Raw genomic sequence first — 19,782 nt, 5'->3', positions numbered from 1 at the left:
CCCGGTGGCGTACGGGGGAGGGCCGCGCCCGGCGGTGGCCAGCCGGAGTCGCGGTCAGCGTCAGCGTCAGCGTCAGCCGGGGGCCGTGGTCGAGCCGGAGTCAGTCGGGGTCGGGATCGGTCAGGGGGAGTTCGGCGGTGAGGCGGAAGCCGCCGTCGGGTGTGGGTTCCGCGCGCAGCGTGCCGCCGACGCGCACCAGCGTCTCGGCCAGCGCGTTGATGCCCTGACCGGTGCCCGGCAGCGACTGTCGTGGCCCGGGCGGTGGGGCGTTGACGACGCTGGCCCGCAGCGTGTCGCCGGCGCGGGTGACGCGCAGGTGGGTGGCGGCGCCGCGGGCGTGCCGGGCCGCGTTGTTCAGGCCCTCGCGCAGCACCCGGGAGCACAGTCGTTGCGCCTGCTCGGGGGCGTCGTGGGCCGCCGCCGACACCTCGGCCTCCAGCGGCATGCCGTGCGCGCGGTAGGTGCGCAGGAGCGGTTCCAGCTCGTTCAGCAGGGGCTCGCTCGGGCGGGCCACGGAGGCCGGGCGGCGCAGCATCTCCAGGGCGACCCGGAGTTCCTCCATGGCCTCGCCGGCGGCGTCCGAGATGGCCCAGCACTTGTTCCGGGTGCGCTCGTCCGTGCCGGGCTGCACCTCGATGGAGGCGGCCTGGATCGACATCAGGCTGATCCGGTGGCCCACGCCGTCGTGGACGAGGGCGCTGATGCGGTTGCGCTCGTCGAGCTCGCGGGCCCGCAGTTCGCTCTCCCACTGGGCCCGCCGGGAGCGCTCGGCGGTCTGTTGGGCGCCCACGGCGAGGCCGAGCAGGGCGGGGAAGAGGAGTTCGCCGAGTTCGTTCAGGACCGGCCGCTCCTCGAAGAGGGCCGCGCCGTCGAAGGCGCGGCTGGTGGTCCACGCGGCGATCGGCACCGCGACGGTGGCGAGCGCGAGCCAGGGGCGGCGCAGCCGGACGGCGGTGTAGGTGGCCACGTACAGCGGCAGGTGTTGCCCGCTGGCGAGGAAGACGGCGCCCGCCGCGCCCGCGAAGGCGGTCGGGTGCCGGCGGCGGACGGCGATGGCGGCGGTGCCCGCCAGCGCGATCAGCAGGGTCAGCCAGAGTTCGCGGACCAGCCCGAGTTCCGGGCGCAGCAGCGTCGCGGGGACGACGATGACCGCGACGGCGACGGCGAGCAGCAGGTCGCGGCGGGGCGAGCGGACCAGGGCGAGGAACCGGTCCTCCGCCCACGCCGCCGCCCGGCGCGTGCTCAGTCGCGGCATCGGTCCGCCCGGAGGGTTCGTGGAAAGGCGCAGGGGCCGGCTGTTGGGGTGGGTCGGGGCACGGCGCGCGTGCCGGTCGGCGTACGCGCGCGCGTACGGGCGTGGAACGGGTCCTGTTCACGATAGAGCGAATGTGCGGCGGTGTGACCGTTATGTCGCCAGGCTCACGACCGAAGGACGTGGGGCACGGGGGGCGCGTGAGGGGGCCGCGCGGGCTAGAGGCGGTGGGCCGTGCCGGCCGGGCTGGCGCCGCGGGTGTCCAGGAGGAGTTGGGCCTTGGCGGCCAGGCCCTGGAGGTCGTACGTGCGGTGCTGCTGGAGCAGCACGGTCAGGTCGGCGTCCGCCGCGGCCTCGTACGGGGACTCGGCGCGCGGCACCGGGCGGCCGTGCACACGCCAGCGCGGGACGTACGGGTCGTGGAAGCTGAGCTGGGCGCCCAGTTCCTGGAGGCGGGAGGCGATCTCGCGGGCGGGGGCGCTGGTCTGGTCGGCGACATCGGGCTTGTAGCTGACGCCGAGCAGCAGCACCCGCGCGCCGCGCGCCGACTTGCCGTGCTCGTTGAGCAGGGTCGCGCAGCGCTGGGTGACGTAGCGCGGCATCCGGCCGTTGACCTCCTGGGCCAGTGCGACCATCCGCAGCGGGTAGCCGAGGGTGCGGCCCGGGTAGCCGAGGTGGCCCGGGTCGACGGCGACGCCGGGGCCGCCGACGCCGGGCCCGGGGCGGAACGCCTGGAACCCGAACGGTTTGGTCTCCGCGCAGCGCACCACGTCCCACAGGTCGACGCCGATGTCGTGGCAGAAGATGGCCATCTCGTTGACCAGCGCGATGTTGACGTGCCGGTAGTTGCTCTCCAGCACCTTGACCGCCTCCGCCTCGCGCGGGCCACGGGCGCGGACCACCTTGTCCGCGAACCGCCCGTAGCAGGCGGCGGCGGCCTCGGTGCAGGCCGGCGTGAGGCCGCCGATGACCTTGGGCGTGTTGGCGTAGCCGAAGGCGCGGTTGCCGGGGTCCACCCGGCTGGGCGAGTAGGCGAGGTGGAAGTCCCGCCCGGCGCGCAGCCCCGAGCCGGCTTCGAGGATCGGGCGGAGGAACTCCTCGGTGGTGCCGGGGTAGACGGTGGATTCGAGCAGCACCGTCGTGTGCGGGCGCAGGTGGCCGGCGAGGGTGCGGGCGGCGTCGCCGACGGCGGTCAGGTCGAGCGACCGGTCGGCGGCGAGCGGGGTGGGCGCGCAGATGACGGCGGTGCGCACGCGGCCGAGCACGGCCGGGTCGGTGGTGGCCCGGAAGCCCCCGGCCAGCATGCGGCGCAGGCCGGCCGCGGACGGCGGGCCGGCCCCGGGTTCCTGCTGCGCCGCGCCGCCCCCGGCGCAGCCGCCGGGCGGGCGGCCGGCGGTGAGTTCGGCGACGGTGTGCGGGTCGGGGTCGTAGCCGATGGTCTGGAGGTGGGCGGCGGTCGCGGCCTGGGCGAGCGGGAGGCCGAGGTGGCCGAGGCCGATGACGGCGAGATCGGCGCGCATGGAGGTGCCGTCCTTCCCGGGCGATTCCGGATGGCGCGAATTCACACTAAGCGGAAATATGACCCACGGCGCGGATTGAGGGTCGGGCCTGACGCGGCGTAGCCCGCTTGGGGGCCTGGCCCGTCGTGGTGCGGCCCGCGACGGGGGCGTGCGGGGGCGGGGGCGGCGTACGCGGCGCGTGGATCTCCGAGACCGGGCGCGGGTGGCGCGGGGAGGTCACGCGCGGGCGCGCGATCACGCGGGCGCGCGGGCGCGTGGGGCGGGAGTGCAGGGCCGTGGGTGGCGGGGTAGGCGGGGGGTGCGGTGGCGCGGGGAACCGGGTGCCGCGCGCCGCCGGGTGTGGGGCGTGCGGTGCTGGTCACTCGGGTGGCGTAGCGGGCCGGGACGGCGGCGCAGGCTGGCTGGGCGGGCCCCAAGCGGTCAAAATCGTACAGAAGTGAGCGTGACCCCGATCACAGTGGGAGGCAGTGGTGAGGACAGCGACCCTGGGACCGGCGGAGCGCGCCACGGCGCTCGCCCAGATGGCGGGGCAGGAGCTGGACGTGCTGGTCATCGGCGCTGGCGTGGTCGGCGCCGGCACCGCGCTCGACGCCGCGACCCGCGGCCTGGCCACCGGCCTGGTCGAGGCGCGGGACTGGGCGGCGGGCACCTCCAGCCGGTCCAGCAAGCTGATCCACGGCGGGCTGCGGTACCTGGAGATGCTCGACTTCGCCCTCGTACGCGAGGCGCTGAAGGAGCGCGGGCTGCTGCTGGAGCGGCTCGCGCCGCACCTGGTCAAGCCGGTGCCGTTCCTGTACCCGCTGCAGCACAAGGGCTGGGAGCGGCTGTACGCGGGCTCGGGCGTCGCCCTCTACGACGCCATGTCGGTCTCCTCGGGACACGGCCGCGGGCTGCCCGTCCACCGCCACCTGACGCGCGGCCGCGCGCTGCGCGTGGCGCCCGCTCTGCGCAAGGACGCGCTGGTGGGCGCGTTGCAGTACTACGACGCCCAGATGGACGACGCGCGCTTCGTGACGACCCTGGTGCGCACCGCCGCCTCGTACGGCGCGACCGTGGCCAACCGCGCCCGCGTCGTCGGCTTCCTGCGCGAGGGCGAGCGCGTCGTCGGGGCCCGGGTCTCCGACCTGGAGCAGGGCGGCGAGTTCGAGGTGCGCGCCCGACAGGTCGTCAACGCCACCGGGGTGTGGACCGACGACACCCAGGCCATGATCGGCGAGCGCGGCCAGTTCCACGTCCGCGCCTCCAAGGGCATCCACCTGGTCGTGCCCAAGGACCGCATCCACTCCACGACCGGGCTGATCCTGCGCACCGAGAAGAGCGTGCTGTTCGTCATCCCCTGGGGCCGGCACTGGATCATCGGCACCACGGACACCGACTGGGACTTGGACAAGGCACACCCCGCCGCCTCCAGCGCCGACATCGACTACCTGCTCGAACACGTCAACTCGGTGCTCGCGACGCCGCTCACCCGGGACGACGTGGAGGGCGTGTACGCCGGGCTGCGCCCGCTGCTGGCCGGCGAGTCGGACGCGACCAGCAAGCTCTCACGCGAGCACACCGTCGCGCACCCGCTGCCGGGCCTGGTCGTGGTCGCGGGCGGCAAGTACACGACGTACCGGGTGATGGCCAAGGACGCGGTGGACGAGGCCGTGCACGGGCTCGACCAGCGCGTCGCCGGCTGCGTCACCGAGGACGTGCCGCTGGTGGGCGCCGAGGGCTACCGCGCCCGCTGGAACGCGCGGGCCCGACTCGGCCGCCGCGCCGGGCTGCACGTGGCCCGGGTCGAGCACCTGCTGAACCGGTACGGCTCGCTCGCCGACGAACTCCTGGAGATGATCGCCGCCGACCCACGGCTCGGCGAACCGCTGCCGCACGCCGAGGACTACCTGCGCGCCGAGATCGTCTACGCCGCCTCCCACGAGGGCGCCCGCCACCTGGACGACGTGCTGACCCGGCGCACCCGCATCTCCATCGAGACCTTCGACCGCGGCACGCACAGCGCCCGCGAGGTCGCCGAGCTGATGGCGCCGGTCCTTGGCTGGGACGCGGGGCAGGTGGAGCGGGAGGTCGAGCGGTACGAGAAGCGGGTGGAGGCCGAGCGCGAGTCGCAGCGCCAGCCGGACGACCTGACGGCGGACGCGGCACGGCTGGGCGCGCCGGAGATCCAGCCGCTGTGACCGCCGGCGCCCGACGCCCCGGCGGCGCCGGCCGCGCCGCGCCCCGCAGTCCATCCAGCCGCTGTGACCGCCCGCGCCTAGCGCCCCGGCGGCCCCGGGCCCGCGCGGGCGCTCGGACCGTACGGAGGGCGCCCGGCCGCGCGCCGGCCCTCCGTACGGGCGGCCGATGAGGCCACGTCCGGCCGAACCTTGGCCGAATATCTACGGAATGACGAGGGAACAGCGGGCGCGGCGCGCCGCTGGGGCCGCGTCGAACGTCCCTGCTCAACCAGGAGTGGCGGGAAATGATTGGCCCCCCGCCCGCCTCGCGCGACACCCCGTCGCCCCGTGTCGTGACCGGGGCGCGCCCACGCGCGCGCTGGGCCGGTACTTCCGCCCGTTCGTGGATGAGAGACAATGGACGCTCTGCCAGGGTGGGTTGATTGCAGAGGGGACGCATGTCGGAGGCGGAGCAGACGCAGGGCACGACTGGGCGCCTCCTCGCTGGGCGGTACCGGCTCGGCGAAGTCCTGGGCCGGGGCGGCATGGGGACGGTCTGGCGAGCCCGTGACGAGACGCTGGGCCGCACCGTCGCGGTGAAGGAACTGCGCTTTCCGTCAAGCGTGGACGAGGACGAGAAGCGCCGCCTGATCACCCGTACGCTGCGCGAGGCCAAGGCCATCGCCCGGATTCGGAGCAACGGCGCGGTCACGGTGTACGACGTCGTCGACGAGGACGACCGGCCGTGGATCGTCATGGAGCTGATCGAGGGCCGCTCCCTGGCCGACGTGGTACGCGACGACGGCGCGCTCACCCCGCGCCGGGCCGCCGAGGTCGGCCTCGCCGTCCTCGACGTGCTGCGCGCGGCGCACCGCGAGGGCATCCTGCACCGCGACGTGAAGCCGTCCAACGTGCTGATCGCCGACGACGGCCGGGTCGTGCTCACCGACTTCGGCATCGCGCAGGTCGAGGGCGACCCGTCGGTGACCTCGACCGGCATGCTGGTCGGCGCGCCCTCCTACATCGCCCCCGAGCGCGCCCGCGGCCACCGGCCGGGACCGCCGTCGGACCTGTGGTCGCTCGGCGGCCTGCTGTACGCGGCGGTCGAGGGCGTCCCGCCGTACGACAAGAGCACGGCCATCGCGACGCTGACGGCCGTGATGACCGAGCCGCTCGACCCGCCGAAGAACGCGGGCATGCTCGAAGAGGTCATCTACGGCCTGCTGGCCAAGGACCCGACGCACCGGCTGGACGACGCCGGCGCGCGGGCGCTGCTGACGGCCGCGGTCAACGCGCCCGACGACGTCATCGACCGGCCGGTGTCGGCCGTCGAGCCGACCCGCACCATGCCGCTGCCCGCCGCGCCGACCGGCCCGTTGACCCCGCCGCGCCCCGGTGCGGCCCACCAGGCGCCGGCCGCGGGCACGCTGCCCGGCGCCGCCGGCCGGCCCGCGGGCCGCGCGGCGGGCGCCACCGGCCTCGCGAGCGGCGGCCAGCCCGGACCGCGCCGGGACGCGACGACCCCGCCCCGGCCGCACGCCGTCCCGGGGGCGCCGGCCGCGTCGGGGCCCGCCGGCGGTTCGCGCGCCTCGATCACCGACGTGGTGCCCAAGCGGACGCTGGTCATCGTCGTGGTCGTCGTCCTGCTCGCCGTGCTGGGTACGGTGCTCGCCTTCGCCCTGGACGGCGGCGGTGACGGCGACAAGTCCGGTGCCCAGCCCACCGCTTCGAGCGGCCAGGACCCGACCACCGACGCCGACCCGACCGGCGACGGCGACGCGGACGCGCCGTCCACCGGCGCCCAGGACCCCACCGGGCAGGGCGAGGGGAAGGACGGACAGGACCAGGGGGACGGCAAGTCCGAGCAGCCGCGCGACGCGCTTCCGGCCGGCTACCAGCGGGTGAGCGACGACGCGTTCCACTTCGGCATGGCGCTGCCCAAGGGCTGGCAGAAGCGGCCCATCCCGGGCTACAGCGGCGGCACGGTCTACAGCGCCTCCGGCGGATTCCCGCGCGTACAGGTCGACTTCAACGCCAAGCCGCTGCCCGACGCCGCCAAGGCGTGGCGCGGCGCCGAGCCCGGGGCCTCCCGCACGATGAAGGGCTACCGGAGCCTGGGCATCCGTCCCGTGCAGTGGAAGGGCTACCCGACCGTCGCCGACTGGAGCTTCGAGCGCCAGCAGCGCGGCCAGGCGGTGCGGGTGCTCAACCGCGGCTTCAAGGTGGACGCCCACCGCGGCTACGCCGTCATGATCACCTGCGCCAAGGACGCCTGGACGGAGAAGGAGTGCGCGACGCTGCGACAGACCGCGCTGCGCACCTTCACCCCGCGCGGCTGACGGGTCGTACGCTCTGGAGTGGGAGCGCGCCCGGCGCCCTTGCGGCGCAAGGGCGGTGCCGGGCCACCGTCGAACGAGCGGAGTCGGTGGAGCGGTCGGCAGGAAGCCGCTCGGGCCCGTATCGTGAGAACCCGCCGTCGTGGGTAGCTGTACAAGCGCGGAGTTAGAGACCGGTAGAACGGTGACGCGCGGTGAGCCTTGGGCGAATCGCGCGCTTGGGGAGGCGTCGTGGACGACTACGCGGGTCGGGTACTCGCCGACCGCTATCGACTGCCGCTGCCGCCCGCCGATGAGTACGAGTTCGTGGAAACCCGCGCGTTCGACACCTACAGCGGCCAGGAAGTCCTGCTCAGGCAGGTGCCGTTGCCCGAGGTCGTCGAGGCCGAGGTGGTCGGCGAGGGCGCGGCCCACGGGGCGTACGGCGCCGGCGGTCGGCCGGGCGGCGGTCTCGACGCGCGGCGCAGGCCGGCGCACTTCGACGGCATCGGCGACCCGGCCGTGCGGCGCGCCATCGACGCGGCCACCGCCGCCGCCCAGGTGCCCGACCACCCCCGACTCGACCAGGTCTTCCACGTCTTCGCCGAGGCCGGCAGCCTGTGGATCGTCAGCGAGTACGTGCCGGCCCGGCCGCTTGCCGCGCTGCTCGCCGAGCGCCCGCTCACCCCGCACCGCGCCGCCGAGGTCGCCGCCGACGTGCTGACCGCGCTACGCGCCCTGCACGCGCACGGCTGGACGCACCGCAACATCACCACCCGCACCGTGCTGGTCTGCGACGACGGCCGCGCGATGCTCACCGGGCTGGCGGCGGGCGCGGCGGAGGAGGCGCTCTGCGGCTACGACCCGGTGCCCGAGGCGCTGCGCGCCCCCCGCCCGCGCGAGCCGCTGGACGACGCGGTCCCCGCCCGCGCGGCGGAGCCGGGCGCGCGCCCGGCGGCCGGCGCCCCACGGGTGGACGCCGGCGCGGTGCCGTCGGCCCGCCCCGGCACCGGCCCCGACTCGGTACGGGAGGCCGCCCCGGGCGGCCCGCCGCCCGGGACAGGCCCGACGCGGAACGCCACGCCGCCGCCCTCGGCCCCGGTCGTACGGCGCGGCCCCGCCGGCCCCGTCTACCGGGACCAGGGCCCGCCGGGCGGCGCCGCGCCAGCCGGCGGTGGCCCGGGCGAGAACGGAGCCGACCCGTACGGCCGGGCCACGCCGTCGCGCGCGCCGCGCGCCGGCGCCATCGCCGCCTACCGCGCCGGGGCGCGGGCCGCCGCGCGCGAGGCCGTCGAGGGCCCGCCCGCCGACAGGAGTGACACGACACCGGGCGCGGGCCCGGCCGCCGGCGCGCACGCCGTGGCGCCGGGCGCGGCCGGGGCGCGACCGGGCGCGGCGGTCGAGGACGAGTGGTGGGCCGAGGGCCGGGACGAGCCGTACTGGGACGAGGACCAGGAGGGCGCCGAACCGGAAGCGCCCGAGGCGAGCGAGCCGGCCGACGACGCCGACGCGCGCGTGGCCCCCGCCGCACCCCGGGGCGGCGACGGCTACCGCGGGCCCGACTCCGCGCTCGCCGCCGAGCGGGCCCGGCAGGCGCGCATCGTCGTGGTCGGCGCCGTCACCGAGCGCTGGGCCCCCGAGCAGGCCGGCCCGGTGCACGAGAACTGGCGGCTGGCCCCGCCCGTCGGCCCGGCCTCCGACCTGTGGGCCGTCGGCGTACTCCTGTTCCGCGCGGTGCAGGGGCACGCGCCCTATCCCGAGGACAACGCGAGCGAGCTGGTCCACCTGGTGTGCGCCGAGCCGCCCGCGTACGCCGAGGAGTGCGGCGCGCTGCGGCCCGTGGTCGAGTCGCTGCTGCGCCAGGACCCCACCGAGCGGCCGGACTTCGAGGAGTTGCGCGGCTGGCTGCGCTCGCTGATCAGGTCGGCGCCCGAGCCCGACGTCGGCAGCCGCACCGTCACCGTGCCGCCCGCCGAGGCGATCGGCACCGGCGACCCCAGGCGGCTGCCGATCCTGCGCCGCCGCGGCGAACTGGTGCGCCGACGACGCCAGGCCGCGACCCTGCACGGCCGGCACCGGCACAAGCGGGGCAAGCCGCCCCGGGTGCCCCGACAGCACCACGAGACGCACGACGCGGCGCCCCGGCAGGAGAATCACCTGCGCCTGGAGGCGCACGACACCGCCCCGCTCCGCGACACCCGCGCGCCCGGCGCGCGCGCCCCGCGCCACCTGGGCCGGCTGCTCCTGGTGCTGATACTGCTGCTGCTCGCGGCCGGGGTGCTGTACGCCATGTTGTTCATGCCCAAGGCGGACGAGGGCGAGGGCTCGGACCGTGGCGCCGGCACCTCGCACAGCGGCCCGCCGGCCACCGACCCGGAGGCCGGCCGCGTCGACCCCGGCGAGCGGTCCGGCGACGGAGCGCCCACCGGGCAGCAGCCGCAGTCCACCGACCCGACCGCCCTGGCCAAGGGATTCGCGCTGCGCAAGGACCCGGACGGCTTCCAGGTCGCCGTCGCCGAGGACTGGAAGCGCCGCCCGCCCAACGGCCGTGGCCAGATCCGCTACCTCGGCAGCGACTACGAGATGATCGTCGTGCCCGGCCGGGACAAGACCGCCGAGTACGGCGGCGACCCCATGAAGTACCAGCAGAACCTGGAGCCGGAGCTGGCCCCGTACCGCGACTCCGACTGGGCGTCGGCCACCGGGCTGCGCCGGATCGACGTGGGCCAGACCGCGATGGCCGAGGGCGCCTTCGGGTGGAAGGACACCAGCGGGCGGCAGGTATACGTGCGCAACCTCGCCATGATCATCAGTGGCCGGTACCACGTGCTCCAGATCATCGGCCCGGCCGACGAACGCGGCGCCGTGGACCGCTACTTCGACCAGGCGGCGGCCAGCTACCGCGCCACCCGCTGAACACCGAGCCGCCGGCCGCCCGGGGCCGCCGACTGGCCCGGGCCGCCGGGTGGCACGCACGCCGGCGGGTGGCGCGAACACCGGGCGGGCGCGAACGCCGGCGGGCGGGCGCGGGCAGCACGGGGCGAGCCCGAAACGACGGACGGCGAGCCCCTGAACGGGCGGCCGATCAGACGGCGCTGACGCGGAACGGAGTGCGGCCCAGGCTCGGGTGAGGCACAGCGGTTGGCGCGCGAGGCACGGACCACGGTCGCGGCCTTCTGCCCCTGCCCCTGCCTCTGCTTCGGCGGCGAGCTGGTTCCGGACGGCCTGGGTGGTTGAGCGCCGGGGCGGGGTGCGGCTGTTGCTGCCGGCAGGTGTCCGCCCGGGAGGCTGCCACCCGTCCCGGCGCGTCAACGCACTGGTCGGCGTACGGGACGAGGCCACCGCCAGCGGTCTCGGCGAGCACACCCGCGCGCCGCTGGCTGAGGCGGGCTGACCTTGGCGACGGGTGGGGCGCTCGCCCCGGGCCGGCCGCCTGGGCGCGACGGTCGGCCGTCCGGGCTCAGCCGCCCTTGGGCGTCGGCTTCCCGGTCGGGCTCTCCCGGTCGTCGGGCCGCGCGTCGGGCTTGGCCTCGGCGTCGGGCTTCGGTGTGACATCCGCGTCCGCATCGGCGTCGGGCTTCGGAGTGACGTCCGCATCGGTGTCGGGTTTGGCGTCGGTGGTCGGGGTGGCGGAGGGGTCCGGCGCGGTGTCGACGCGGAGTTGGTCGCGGGCGATGGCGAAGAGCTCGTCCTGCTCGGCGCGGTGTGGCCCGGTCGCCGTGGTGTCGATGAGGAGTTGGTAGACGCGCTGTTCGGCGCCGGGGACGAAGAGTTCCAGGCGGCGGCGCTGCTCGCGCTTGCCCCGGGCCCGGTAGTCGACCTCGATCCAACGGGCCCGCTGGCCGTACCAGTCGATGCTGTGCCGGCGGGTGCGCACGCCCTCCATCGCCGAGTCCTTGATCGTGCGGTACCAGGTGATCTGCTTCTCGGACGCCTCGGTGGCGGTCGCGCCGCGGCTCGCGTCGCGCTTGAGGCTGATGGTGAAGGCCCGCTTGTCGCCGCCGACCCAGTCGGCCTGCGTGCGGGTCGTGTCGCGCAGCGCGTAGCCGTCGGGCAGGGCCACCGTCGCGGTCAGCGGCTGGTGCGGGTGCAGCCGCCAGCCGGCGGGCAGCGCAGGGCGCCCGGCGTCGGTCGGGGTGGCCGTGGGCGTCGGGGTGGCGGTGGGGCTCGCGGCCGTGCTGGGCGGGGCGCTGGTCGGGGGAGCGGGGGCGGCCTCGTCGTCGCTGAGCGGGCCCGTGAGGAGGAAGACGCCCGCCCCGACGACGAGCACCAGCGCGCCCAACGCCCCGACGGCGACGCGGGGCCGCACCCCGCCCCACGGCCCGCGCTTACCCGCTGTGTTGCCGGCCTCCGCACCGCCGGCCGTGCCGGCCGCCTGCGCCGTCATGGGCACGGCCGGCGGCAGCGCGCCGGGCAACCCGCCCGCCCTGCCGGCCCCGGCCGCCTGGCCCGCACCGCTGGACGTCCCGTACGCGGCGGAGTGCGGCGGCAGCGGCGTACCGGCCTGACCGTACGGAGGGACCGCCGGGCCGGCGGCCGGCGGCCGGGCGGCGCCCTGGTCGGCCGGAGCGTGCTGGCCGTGCTGGTCCTGCGGGTAGGGCTGGTGGGGGCGTGCGGGCTGGTGGGACGGGTCGGCGGGGCGTGACCGGCTGCCGAGCGTGGTGAGCTGTTGGGTGTCATCGGACCTGGGGGCGCGCTGGGGCTGTGCCGGCGACGGCGCCGGCGGTCCTGGCTCGGCGCCGGCACCGGTGTCAGCGCCGGTGTCGGGGGCGGGGTCGCCCGGTCGTAGCGCGCGGAGCTGGATGGTGTCCATCGCCGAGGGTTTGCGGGGCTGGTTGCCGGGCCGTGGCCGCTGCGGGTCCGGCGCCGCCGCCAGCGCGCGCAGCGCCTCCTCGGCCTGTTCGGCCCCGGGCCTGGCCGCCGGGTCCCGTGCCAGCAGCCGCCCGATCAGCTCGGTCAGCGGCCCGGTTCGTACGGGTGGGTGCGGCGCGGCGCCGAGCATCGCCGCCACCGTCTCCGCCGGGGTCTCGCGACGGAACGGAAGCACGCCCTCCACCGCCGCGTACAGCACGACACCCAGCGCCCACAGGTCCGCCGGCGGCGCCAGCGCCGCGGGCTCGGGGCCCAGCCGCTCGGGGGCGACGAACTCCAGCGCGCCGGCCGGTCCGTGGGCCGCCGCCGGCCCGGCCGCGCTCGCGCCGGGGGCCGGGGTGCCGGGGTGCGCCGCGCCGGCCGGGTCGCCGAGCGCCGCCCGTCGCTGCTGGTCCACCGCGTGCACCATGCCGAAGTCGGACAGCACGATCCGCCGGGCACCGTCGCCCGCACCCGGGGCGGCGCCGGTGCCAGCCGGGCGCTCGCGGCCGAAGAGGATGTTGCCCGGCTTCACGTCGCCGTGCACGATGCCCGCGGCGTGCGCGGCCCGCAGCGCGCCGGCGACCGCGAGGCCCACGTGCGCGGCCTGCCGCACGCCGAGGGTGGCGCCGCGCAGCGTGGCCGCGAGCGAGCCACCGCGTACCAACTCCATCACCAGCCACGGCCGGTCCTCGATGGTGAGCACGTCGTGGACGGTGATGACGGAGGGGTGCTCGATGCGGGCGGCGGCACGCGCCGCCCGCCCGAGCAACTCGTACGCCCCCGCGCGCTGCTCGGCCGGGAGCCCCGCGGGCAGCCGGGGCTGCTTGACCGTCACCTCGCGGCCCACGAGTTCGTCGCTGGCCTGCCATACGGTCCCCAGCGCACCGTCGCCGAGGTGGTCGCCGAGCCGGTAGCGGCCGGCGAGCAGCCCCCGGCCGTGGAACGGCCCCGGACCACCGCCTCGTCCCACCGGCGGCTGTTCCCCCGACATCGCGCCCTCCCCTCCGTGCGTCATGTCGTCCATCATCGCTCGATGTTGAGACGTACGGGACACAAGGGGGCAGTCGCGCGCGAGGGCCCCGGGCGCGGACGACGGAGGGCGGCGCGCGACGGCGTGCGACGGGGCGCGGCGGGAGCCGGCCGAGCCGCCCTCGGCGACTCACGCGGGGACCTTCACGGCGCCTACGTCGCGGCATCTGGCGCGGCTTCGACGGGGCGCAGGGCGGCCTGCGGGAGGGGCGCGCGGCCGGGAGTGCATCGTCACGGAGCGTCGATGCCGTGTTGTGTCCTTGGCGCGGCTCGTTACTCGGGGGAGTCGGCTTCGCCCTCCGGTACGCTCCGTTGGATGCGAGCTGTGCGGAGGCACGAGGACGCGGAGCGGGTCGCGACGGCGGCTTCGGCGGCGCGCCCAGGTGCTGCTCGGACGGGGCGTGCGGCCCTTGCGCGGGCCGTTGTTCGACTCCCCGCGATGTGCGTCGCACAGTATGCACCACCCATACTCCTTGGCGCTGGAATATGTCCGAAGTGCTTGGTGAGGTGACTGTACGTCAACCATGCTGTCTCGTCGTGGGGTCACGTTCCGTGATCCCGGAGAGGCGCGAAGCGATGTGTCCACCGGTTCGGATGGTGTGAGCGGTGCAGGTGCTTCAGGTACAGATGGAGGTCCGGCCAGACCCGGCCGAGGTGGGAAGGGCGCGCCGCTGGGCGCGGTCCCGCCTCGTGCGCTCGGGGGTGGCCGTTGACGAGCCGTTGGCAGAGACGCTCGTCTTGTTGATCTCAGAGCTAGTGACCAACGCCGTGGTGCACACGGGCTGCCCCGCCGTGCTGCGGATGCTCTTCCCCGCGCAGTGCGCGGACCCCACAGATCCCGCAGACCTCGCGGACGGAGGCCAGGGCCGCGCCCCGGCCGCCGCCTACGGCGCGGCGGGTCTGGACGCGGCCGACCCGGCAGTGGCGGGCACGCCCGCGCTGCCACCCGGCGCGGGCGCCGGGCTCGCGGCGCTGGCCGACGGGGCGTACGGGGCCGACCCGACGCCCGCGCCGGCCACCGGCGTTGGCCCGCCGGCGGTGGCGATGGTCCGGGTGGAGGTCGCCGACGCGAGCGCCTGCCCGCCGCGCCCCCGGTGCGCCGACGACGACGACACCAACGGGCGCGGCCTGGAGTTGGTGGACGGCCTCGCGGACCGCTGGGGCTGGCAGCCGGAGGGCAACGGCAAGAGCATCTGGTGCGAGGTGGACCGCCAGGGCGCCACCGCGCCGCCCACGGCGTACTCCGGCGCGCACCTGGCCGCCCAGCTCCCCGAGCACGTCGAGCCCACCGAGGTCGTGCCGCACGGGCTGGTCGGCGGCGCGACCCGGAGCGAAGCGGGCGGTTCCGAGGTCCTGGGCCCGGCGGCGGCTGCCGCGACCGTGACGACCGCCGGGACCGTGGCCGCCACCGGGACGGCGGTGGCCATCGAGCGCGCGGTGTCACTGGCGGGCGCGTGCGCCACCCGGCGCCGCGCCGCGCGGCAGATGTGAGTCAATAAGTCCAGACCAGGTGTTGACGTGGCGTGTTCAATTGATCACCCTTAGGTGCAGCGATACGCCGTGAGGGGACGCCGAGGGCCGCTCGCGCCCGGGTGCGGAGACGCCCGTGGCCTGGTCCTCGGCGAGAGCGGATCGCGGTTCGGCGCGCTTCCAGGGCGGCGGCGCCGGATGGGCTGGCGGTGCGCGGTGCCGTGCTCGGGGCGCGCACGAGCGCACCGCCCAGCCAAGTCCCCCGCTCGGTACGGTTCGTGGCGCCCGGCCGCACTCCCCGAGGGGCGAGTGGCGGGCGCTCACCCGTGGACGCGGGTCGCGTCGGGCCGCGCCGTACGGGCCGTGGTGAGCCGCGCCGTACGGGCCCTGCCGGCGCGTCGTACGCACCCCTGTCACGTACGCACCCCTGTCACGTACGCGCCCCCGTCAGGGAGCGTGGCGGGGCGCGGCTTCGATGACCTCTTCCAGCAGCCGCCGTGAGGCCAGGAGTTCGGCGACCTGTGCGTCGATCCGGTCCCGCTCGCGCCGCAACTCGTCGGCGAGTTCCGGCGTGCACGGCCGTAGCACCCCGTCCCGCTCGCACACGCTCGGCAGCAGCCGGCCGATGACGGCGGTGGTCAGGCCGGCGGCGAGCAGCGACCTGATGTAGCGCACGAGTCGTACGTCGTCCTCGGCGTAGACCCGGTAGCCGTTGCCGAGCCGGCGCGGTGTGAGCAGGCCCTGTTGCCCGTAGTACCGCAGCAGCCGCACGCTCACCCCCGTGCGCTCCGCGAGCTGGCCGATGCGCAACGGCGGGCCCGACTCGGCTTCCGCTTCCGGCTCCGACGTCGACGCCGGCGTCCGCTCCGGGGCGGGGTCCGTGGGGTGCGCCGTCATCGGGGCGGTGGTGCCGCCCCGGGGGTGCTGGCCAGCGCGGGTCTGCGTACGCGCCTGCGACATGTGCTCTCCTCCTCCGCCCGGTCTCCGCTCCAGTCTCTCCGGTCCCGTGCGTCACTTCGTCACACTGTCTTGAGCATGCCACCAATGGGAGGCTTTATCGTCGCCCCATGGCCTACCGCGAACTCGTCACTCGCCCCGTGCTGAACTGGTCTTTCGTCGCCCTGGCGGCTCGTACACCGGTCGCCATGGCACCGCTCGCCCTGGTCCTCCTGGTACGGGAACGGTCCGGTGGCTACACGCTGGGCGCGGTCCTCGCCGCCGCGTACGTCGTCGGCGAGGTGGTGGGCGCCGTCGCCCTGGGAGCCCGGCTGAACTCCGCCCGCGCGCGCCCCCACCTCGCGCTCGGCCTCGCCGTCGGCGCCGCCGCCTTCGCCGCGCTCGGGTGTGTGGGGTCGGCGCATCCGGTGCTGCTGGGCGCCCTCGCGGTCGTCGCCGGTGGCGCGCCGGCCGCCGCCCCCGGCGGGCTGCGCGCGCTGCTGACCAGCCTGGTGCCGGAACGCCTCGGCACGCAGGCGCTCAGCATGGAGGCCATCCTCACCTACGGGGTGTGGACGGCCTCGCCCGCGCTGGCGACCGGGCTCGCGCTCGGCGTGCACCCGGCGCTGCCGCTGCTGCTCGGCGCGGTGCTCGCGGCGTGCGCCGCGGCCGGCCTCTGGGCGCTCCCGGCTGGGTGGGACGCGGACGAGAGCGACCGCGAGGGCGCGTCGATGCTGCGCACCCTGGCCGCCGCCTGGCCGGTGTACGTCACCGGCGCCGCGGCGCTCTCGCTGCTCGCGCTCGCCGAACTCGTCCTGCCGGCCCTGCTCGAACAGCGCGGCATCGCGGTCGGCTGGGCCGGGCCGGTACTCGCGGGCTACGCGGTCGCCGCCGCCGTCGGTGCCTTCCTCTACGGGCTGCGCGGGTGGCCCGGAACGCTGGGCACGCAGAGCTTCGTGCTGCTGCTCGCGGTCATCGCGTGCGTGGCGGCCGCGGCGGTGCTGCCGGGGCTCGCCCTGATCGCGGGCGCCATGCTGCTGGCGGGGCTGCTCCAGTCCGGGGTGCAGGTGACCCGCAACCTGTCGCTGCGCGACGCCCTGCCACAGAGCGCGCTCGCCGCCGGATACTCGATGCTGTACGCGGCCGTAGGGCTCGGCTACGCGACGAGCGCGACCCTGTCCGGCGTCGTACAGAACGCGACGTCGCCGAGTACGGCGGTCCTCAGCGGGGTGGGGTTCGCACTGCTGCTCACCCTGGTCGCGGGGGCCGGCGAGCGACGGTCGGCCGCCACGCGCCGCCGCGCGACCCGGGCCGACCAGGCGGTCGCGGTGGCTTCCGGAGCGCCGGCTTCCGATGCGGCGGCTCTTGGCGCGGCGGCTGCCGACGCCGCGGCTTCCGGGCAGGCGGGCCCCGGTGTGGCGGGCTGCGCGGTGAGCGGGCCCGGGGCCGACGAGGGGGCCGGCGGCGGGGGACGGGTCGGGGCCGCTGGCGAGTGAGGCGCCTGGTGGTCCGTCCGACGGCGGGTCGGGGAGCGCCGGCCGGGTCGCCGCCGGGTCCGGGGCGCGGCGGCCCGAAGGCGTGCGCGCGAACCCGCGAGACGACCAAGGCCCGTGAGGCGTACGGGGGGTATGGGTCGTACGGGACAGACGGGGCGTACGGAACAGGCAGGGCGGGCCGGTGTGCGGGAAGGGCGGCGCGGCAGGCCCCGGGGTGGGCCGGTTACCGCAGGTCGCGGGCGATCCGCTGGGCTATTCGGCGGGACTCGGTGGCCAACTTCCTGAGCATGCCGCTGGCCGGGTTGGCGTAGCCCGTGAAGTACAGGCCGGGGGCCGCCGCCTGGCGGCGCGCGCCGTGGGCGCGCGGGTGGCCCCGGGCGTCGAGGACGTCGAGGTGGCCGACCAGGTCGTCGAGGCCGGGACGGTAGCCGGTGGCGGCGATGACCACCTCCGCGTCCACGCGGCTGCCGTCCACCAGGACCGGCTTGTCGCCGTCGAAGGACTCGACCGCCGCGACGATCTCGACCCGGCCCGCCCGCACCGCGCGGACCAGCCCGGTGTCCCGCACCGGAACGGCCCCCGCCCGGGCGCGCGAGTAGAGCCCGGCGACACCGACCGACGCGGGGCGGGGCAGCCCGTGCCCGGCGAGGTCGGGCGCGCACAGCCGGGCCCGGACGGCCGACACGCGGTCCGCCACCGGCACCGGCAACCGGCGGGCCAGCACCGCCGACCGCTGCGCCGACCAGCCGAGACGCGACCGGCGCACGACGTGCGGCACGGTCCGCACCGCGAGCCTGACCCGGCCGGCGCCGCCCTCGGCCAGCTCGGTGGCGATCTCGGCGCCCGAGTTGCCGGCGCCCACGACGAGGACGTCCTTGCCCTGGTACGGGCTGGCGTTGCGGTAGTCGGCCGCGTGCAGCAACTCTCCGGCGTACTCCGTACGGCCCGGCCAGTCGGGGAGGTAGGGCGTGTGGCTGTACCCGGTGGCGACGACGACTGCCCGCGCGGTGAGTTCGCGCCCGCCGCTGGCGTGCAGCACCCAGGGGTTCGGCGGAACGTCGCCGTCCGCCGCCGCGCGGGCCACGCGCGCGACCTCGACGCCGGTGACGCACTCCAACCGGTGGTGCTCCGCGTACTGCTCCAGGTACCGCACCAGGTCGTCGCGCCCCACCCAGCGGCCGTACCCGCGCGGGATGGGCAGCCCCGGCAGCGCGGACATGCGGCGGGTGGTGTGCAACCGGAGCCCGTCGTAGTGCGCGCGCCAGGCGCCGGCCACCGCGTGGCTCCGCTCCAGGACGACCGCGCGCACGCCGCGCTCGCCGAGCGCGGCAGCCGCCGCGAGTCCGCCGGGGCCGCCGCCGATGACGTACACGGGGGTGCGGGGGGCGGGAGTTCTGTCGGCCATACGCGTGAGCGTAGTCGGATCATTGACGGGTTTCGGTCAAACCGGTACCGAATCGGTTGCGGAAGGATTACGGACCGCGACCCGCGCGCCGTCGACGGTTCGTCCGGACGGGGCGGCGGGCACCGGCCTGACGACCCGTTACGGCGCGGCCCGTCGCGGCGGACCCGTACCGAGCGGAACGGCCGCCCCCGGTGGGCCCGGCTCCCCCTCGGCGGTGTTGAATGCGGAGGCGGACGGACAGGCGGCTGCGGGCGGGGCGGCGTGCGAAGGGAGACGCGGATGCTGGAGCCGGTCGAGTTGGAGATGTACGGGCTGGTGCTGCGCCCGTGGGAGGAACAGGACCTCCCCGCCATCGAGCGCGGCCTGGCCGATCCGGAATACCGCCGCTGGAGCGCCGTCAACTCGCCCGCGGCCTACCCGGACGGCGCGCGGGACTTCCTCCGCGCCCGCACCGAGGGCTGGCGGCGCGGCGACATGACCTCCTTCGCCATCACGGACCTGACGACCTCCCAGGTGCTCGGCAGCGTCTACGCCGGCACGCTCGACCTCGACCACCGCAGCGCCCGGGTCGGCTACTGGGTGCTGCCCGAGGCTCGCGGTCAGCGGGTGGCCGCGCGCGGCCTGGAGACGATGACCCGCTGGCTGTTCCAGCACGTCGGCCTGCACCGGCTCGAACTCGGCCACGCCGTGGGCAACGACGCCTCGTGCCGGGTGGCCGACCGCTGTGCCTACCGCGTCGAGGGCATCTTCCGCGGCGCCATGGTGGACCTGTCGCGCACGCCGCGCGACATCCACGTGCACGCCCGACTGGCCACCGACCTGCCGCCGTACCGCTTCGGCCAGACCGCCGTCCCCTCGGCCGCGGACGCCGCCCGCGCCCACACCCCCGCCTGGGCGACGGCCCCCCAGCAACCCACCCCTGACCGCGAGCGCCATCCCTCCTGAGCCCGCCGGCTCGCGCCGTTCCCGTGCCGGCTCGCGCCGTGCCCCGCGTACTCGGGCCCGCCCGCACGCCCTGGCCGACCCGCCCGGTCCGCGCACCGGCCCTGGCGGCCCCGCCCGGTCCGCGAGTCAGGCCGCGCCTGTCCTGGCCCTCCGCCCCAGCCGACCCGCCCGGCCCCTGAGCCGGCACCCGTCCGGCCTGCCCAGCCCGCGAGCTCGCCCCACCCGACCCCGCCCGGTCCGCGCACCGGCCCTGGCGGCCCCGCCCGGTCCGCGAGTCAGGCCGCGCCCGTCCTGGCCCTCCGCCCCAGCCGACCCGCCCGGCCCCTGAGCCGGCACCCGTCCGGCCTGCCCGGCCCGTCCGACCCGCGAGCCGGGCCGCGCCCCGTCCGGCTCGCACACCTCGG

General features: G+C 76.6%; 12 protein-coding genes. 7 read left to right on the top strand and 5 right to left on the bottom strand.

Annotation, left to right across the window (positions count from 1 at the left end; translation table 11 throughout):
• Window positions 1-100: 100 nt before the first annotated feature.
• Together H7H31_RS12745 and H7H31_RS12740 are read right to left on the bottom strand one after the other, a co-directional pair.
• The gene (locus H7H31_RS12745) at window positions 101-1,255 is read right to left on the bottom strand and encodes a sensor histidine kinase (RefSeq protein WP_187063618.1); all 1,155 of its coding nucleotides are present in this window, start codon (window positions 1,253-1,255) and stop codon (window positions 101-103) included.
• Window positions 1,256-1,470: 215 nt separating this feature from the next.
• Window positions 1,471-2,772 (bottom strand): nucleotide sugar dehydrogenase, encoded by a 1,302-nt coding sequence (locus H7H31_RS12740; RefSeq protein WP_187063617.1) that lies wholly within the window; start codon window positions 2,770-2,772, stop codon window positions 1,471-1,473.
• A gap of 470 nt (window positions 2,773-3,242) precedes the next feature.
• Here H7H31_RS12740 and H7H31_RS12735 point away from each other — a divergent pair, with 470 nt between their 5' ends.
• From H7H31_RS12735 to H7H31_RS12720, 4 genes are all read left to right on the top strand, one after another.
• Entirely contained in the window at window positions 3,243-4,949 is a 1,707-nt protein-coding gene (locus tag H7H31_RS12735) for a glycerol-3-phosphate dehydrogenase/oxidase (RefSeq protein WP_187061115.1), read from the top strand.
• Window positions 4,950-5,386: 437 nt separating this feature from the next.
• A complete protein-coding gene (locus tag H7H31_RS12730; protein ID WP_187061114.1) occupies window positions 5,387-7,267 on the top strand; it encodes a serine/threonine-protein kinase in 1,881 nt (626 codons plus the stop codon).
• A 228-nt stretch (window positions 7,268-7,495) separates the two neighbouring features.
• On the top strand, window positions 7,496-10,159 hold the full coding sequence (locus H7H31_RS12725; RefSeq protein ID WP_187061113.1) for a protein kinase: 2,664 nt from the start codon (window positions 7,496-7,498) through the stop codon (window positions 10,157-10,159).
• A gap of 313 nt (window positions 10,160-10,472) precedes the next feature.
• Entirely contained in the window at window positions 10,473-10,637 is a 165-nt protein-coding gene (locus H7H31_RS12720; RefSeq protein WP_187061112.1) for a hypothetical protein, read from the top strand.
• Between the two features lie 66 nt (window positions 10,638-10,703).
• Here the strand turns inward: H7H31_RS12720 and H7H31_RS12715 are convergent, their stop codons facing one another.
• Entirely contained in the window at window positions 10,704-13,112 is a 2,409-nt protein-coding gene (locus H7H31_RS12715) for a serine/threonine-protein kinase (RefSeq protein ID WP_187117910.1), read from the bottom strand.
• Window positions 13,113-13,816: 704 nt separating this feature from the next.
• On the opposite strand from H7H31_RS12715, the gene H7H31_RS33870 reads away from it, so the two are divergent.
• On the top strand, window positions 13,817-14,617 hold the full coding sequence (locus H7H31_RS33870; protein ID WP_408648002.1) for an ATP-binding protein: 801 nt from the start codon (window positions 13,817-13,819) through the stop codon (window positions 14,615-14,617).
• Between the two features lie 426 nt (window positions 14,618-15,043).
• Here the strand turns inward: H7H31_RS33870 and H7H31_RS12700 are convergent, their stop codons facing one another.
• Complete coding sequence (locus H7H31_RS12700; protein WP_308283781.1) at window positions 15,044-15,556, bottom strand: MerR family transcriptional regulator; 513 nt, start codon at window positions 15,554-15,556, stop codon at window positions 15,044-15,046.
• 107 nt (window positions 15,557-15,663) lie between these two features.
• Here H7H31_RS12700 and H7H31_RS12695 point away from each other — a divergent pair, with 107 nt between their 5' ends.
• Window positions 15,664-17,028: an MFS transporter gene (locus H7H31_RS12695; RefSeq protein WP_187117909.1), complete on the top strand. Its 1,365-nt coding sequence runs from the start codon at window positions 15,664-15,666 to the stop codon at window positions 17,026-17,028.
• A 223-nt stretch (window positions 17,029-17,251) separates the two neighbouring features.
• Here the strand turns inward: H7H31_RS12695 and H7H31_RS12690 are convergent, their stop codons facing one another.
• A complete protein-coding gene (locus H7H31_RS12690) occupies window positions 17,252-18,433 on the bottom strand; it encodes a flavin-containing monooxygenase (RefSeq protein WP_187059759.1) in 1,182 nt (393 codons plus the stop codon).
• A 279-nt stretch (window positions 18,434-18,712) separates the two neighbouring features.
• Between H7H31_RS12690 and H7H31_RS12685 the strand changes: the two genes are divergently transcribed.
• Entirely contained in the window at window positions 18,713-19,378 is a 666-nt protein-coding gene (locus H7H31_RS12685; protein ID WP_187117908.1) for a GNAT family N-acetyltransferase, read from the top strand.
• Window positions 19,379-19,782 lie beyond the last annotated feature (404 nt).

It is taken from the genome of Streptomyces buecherae, assembly GCF_014295035.1.
GTDB classification, from domain to species: Bacteria; Actinomycetota; Actinomycetes; order Streptomycetales; family Streptomycetaceae; genus Streptomyces; species Streptomyces youssoufiensis.
Note: the sequence above shows the minus strand (reverse complement) of the source record. Positions and strands in the feature narration are given on the sequence as shown.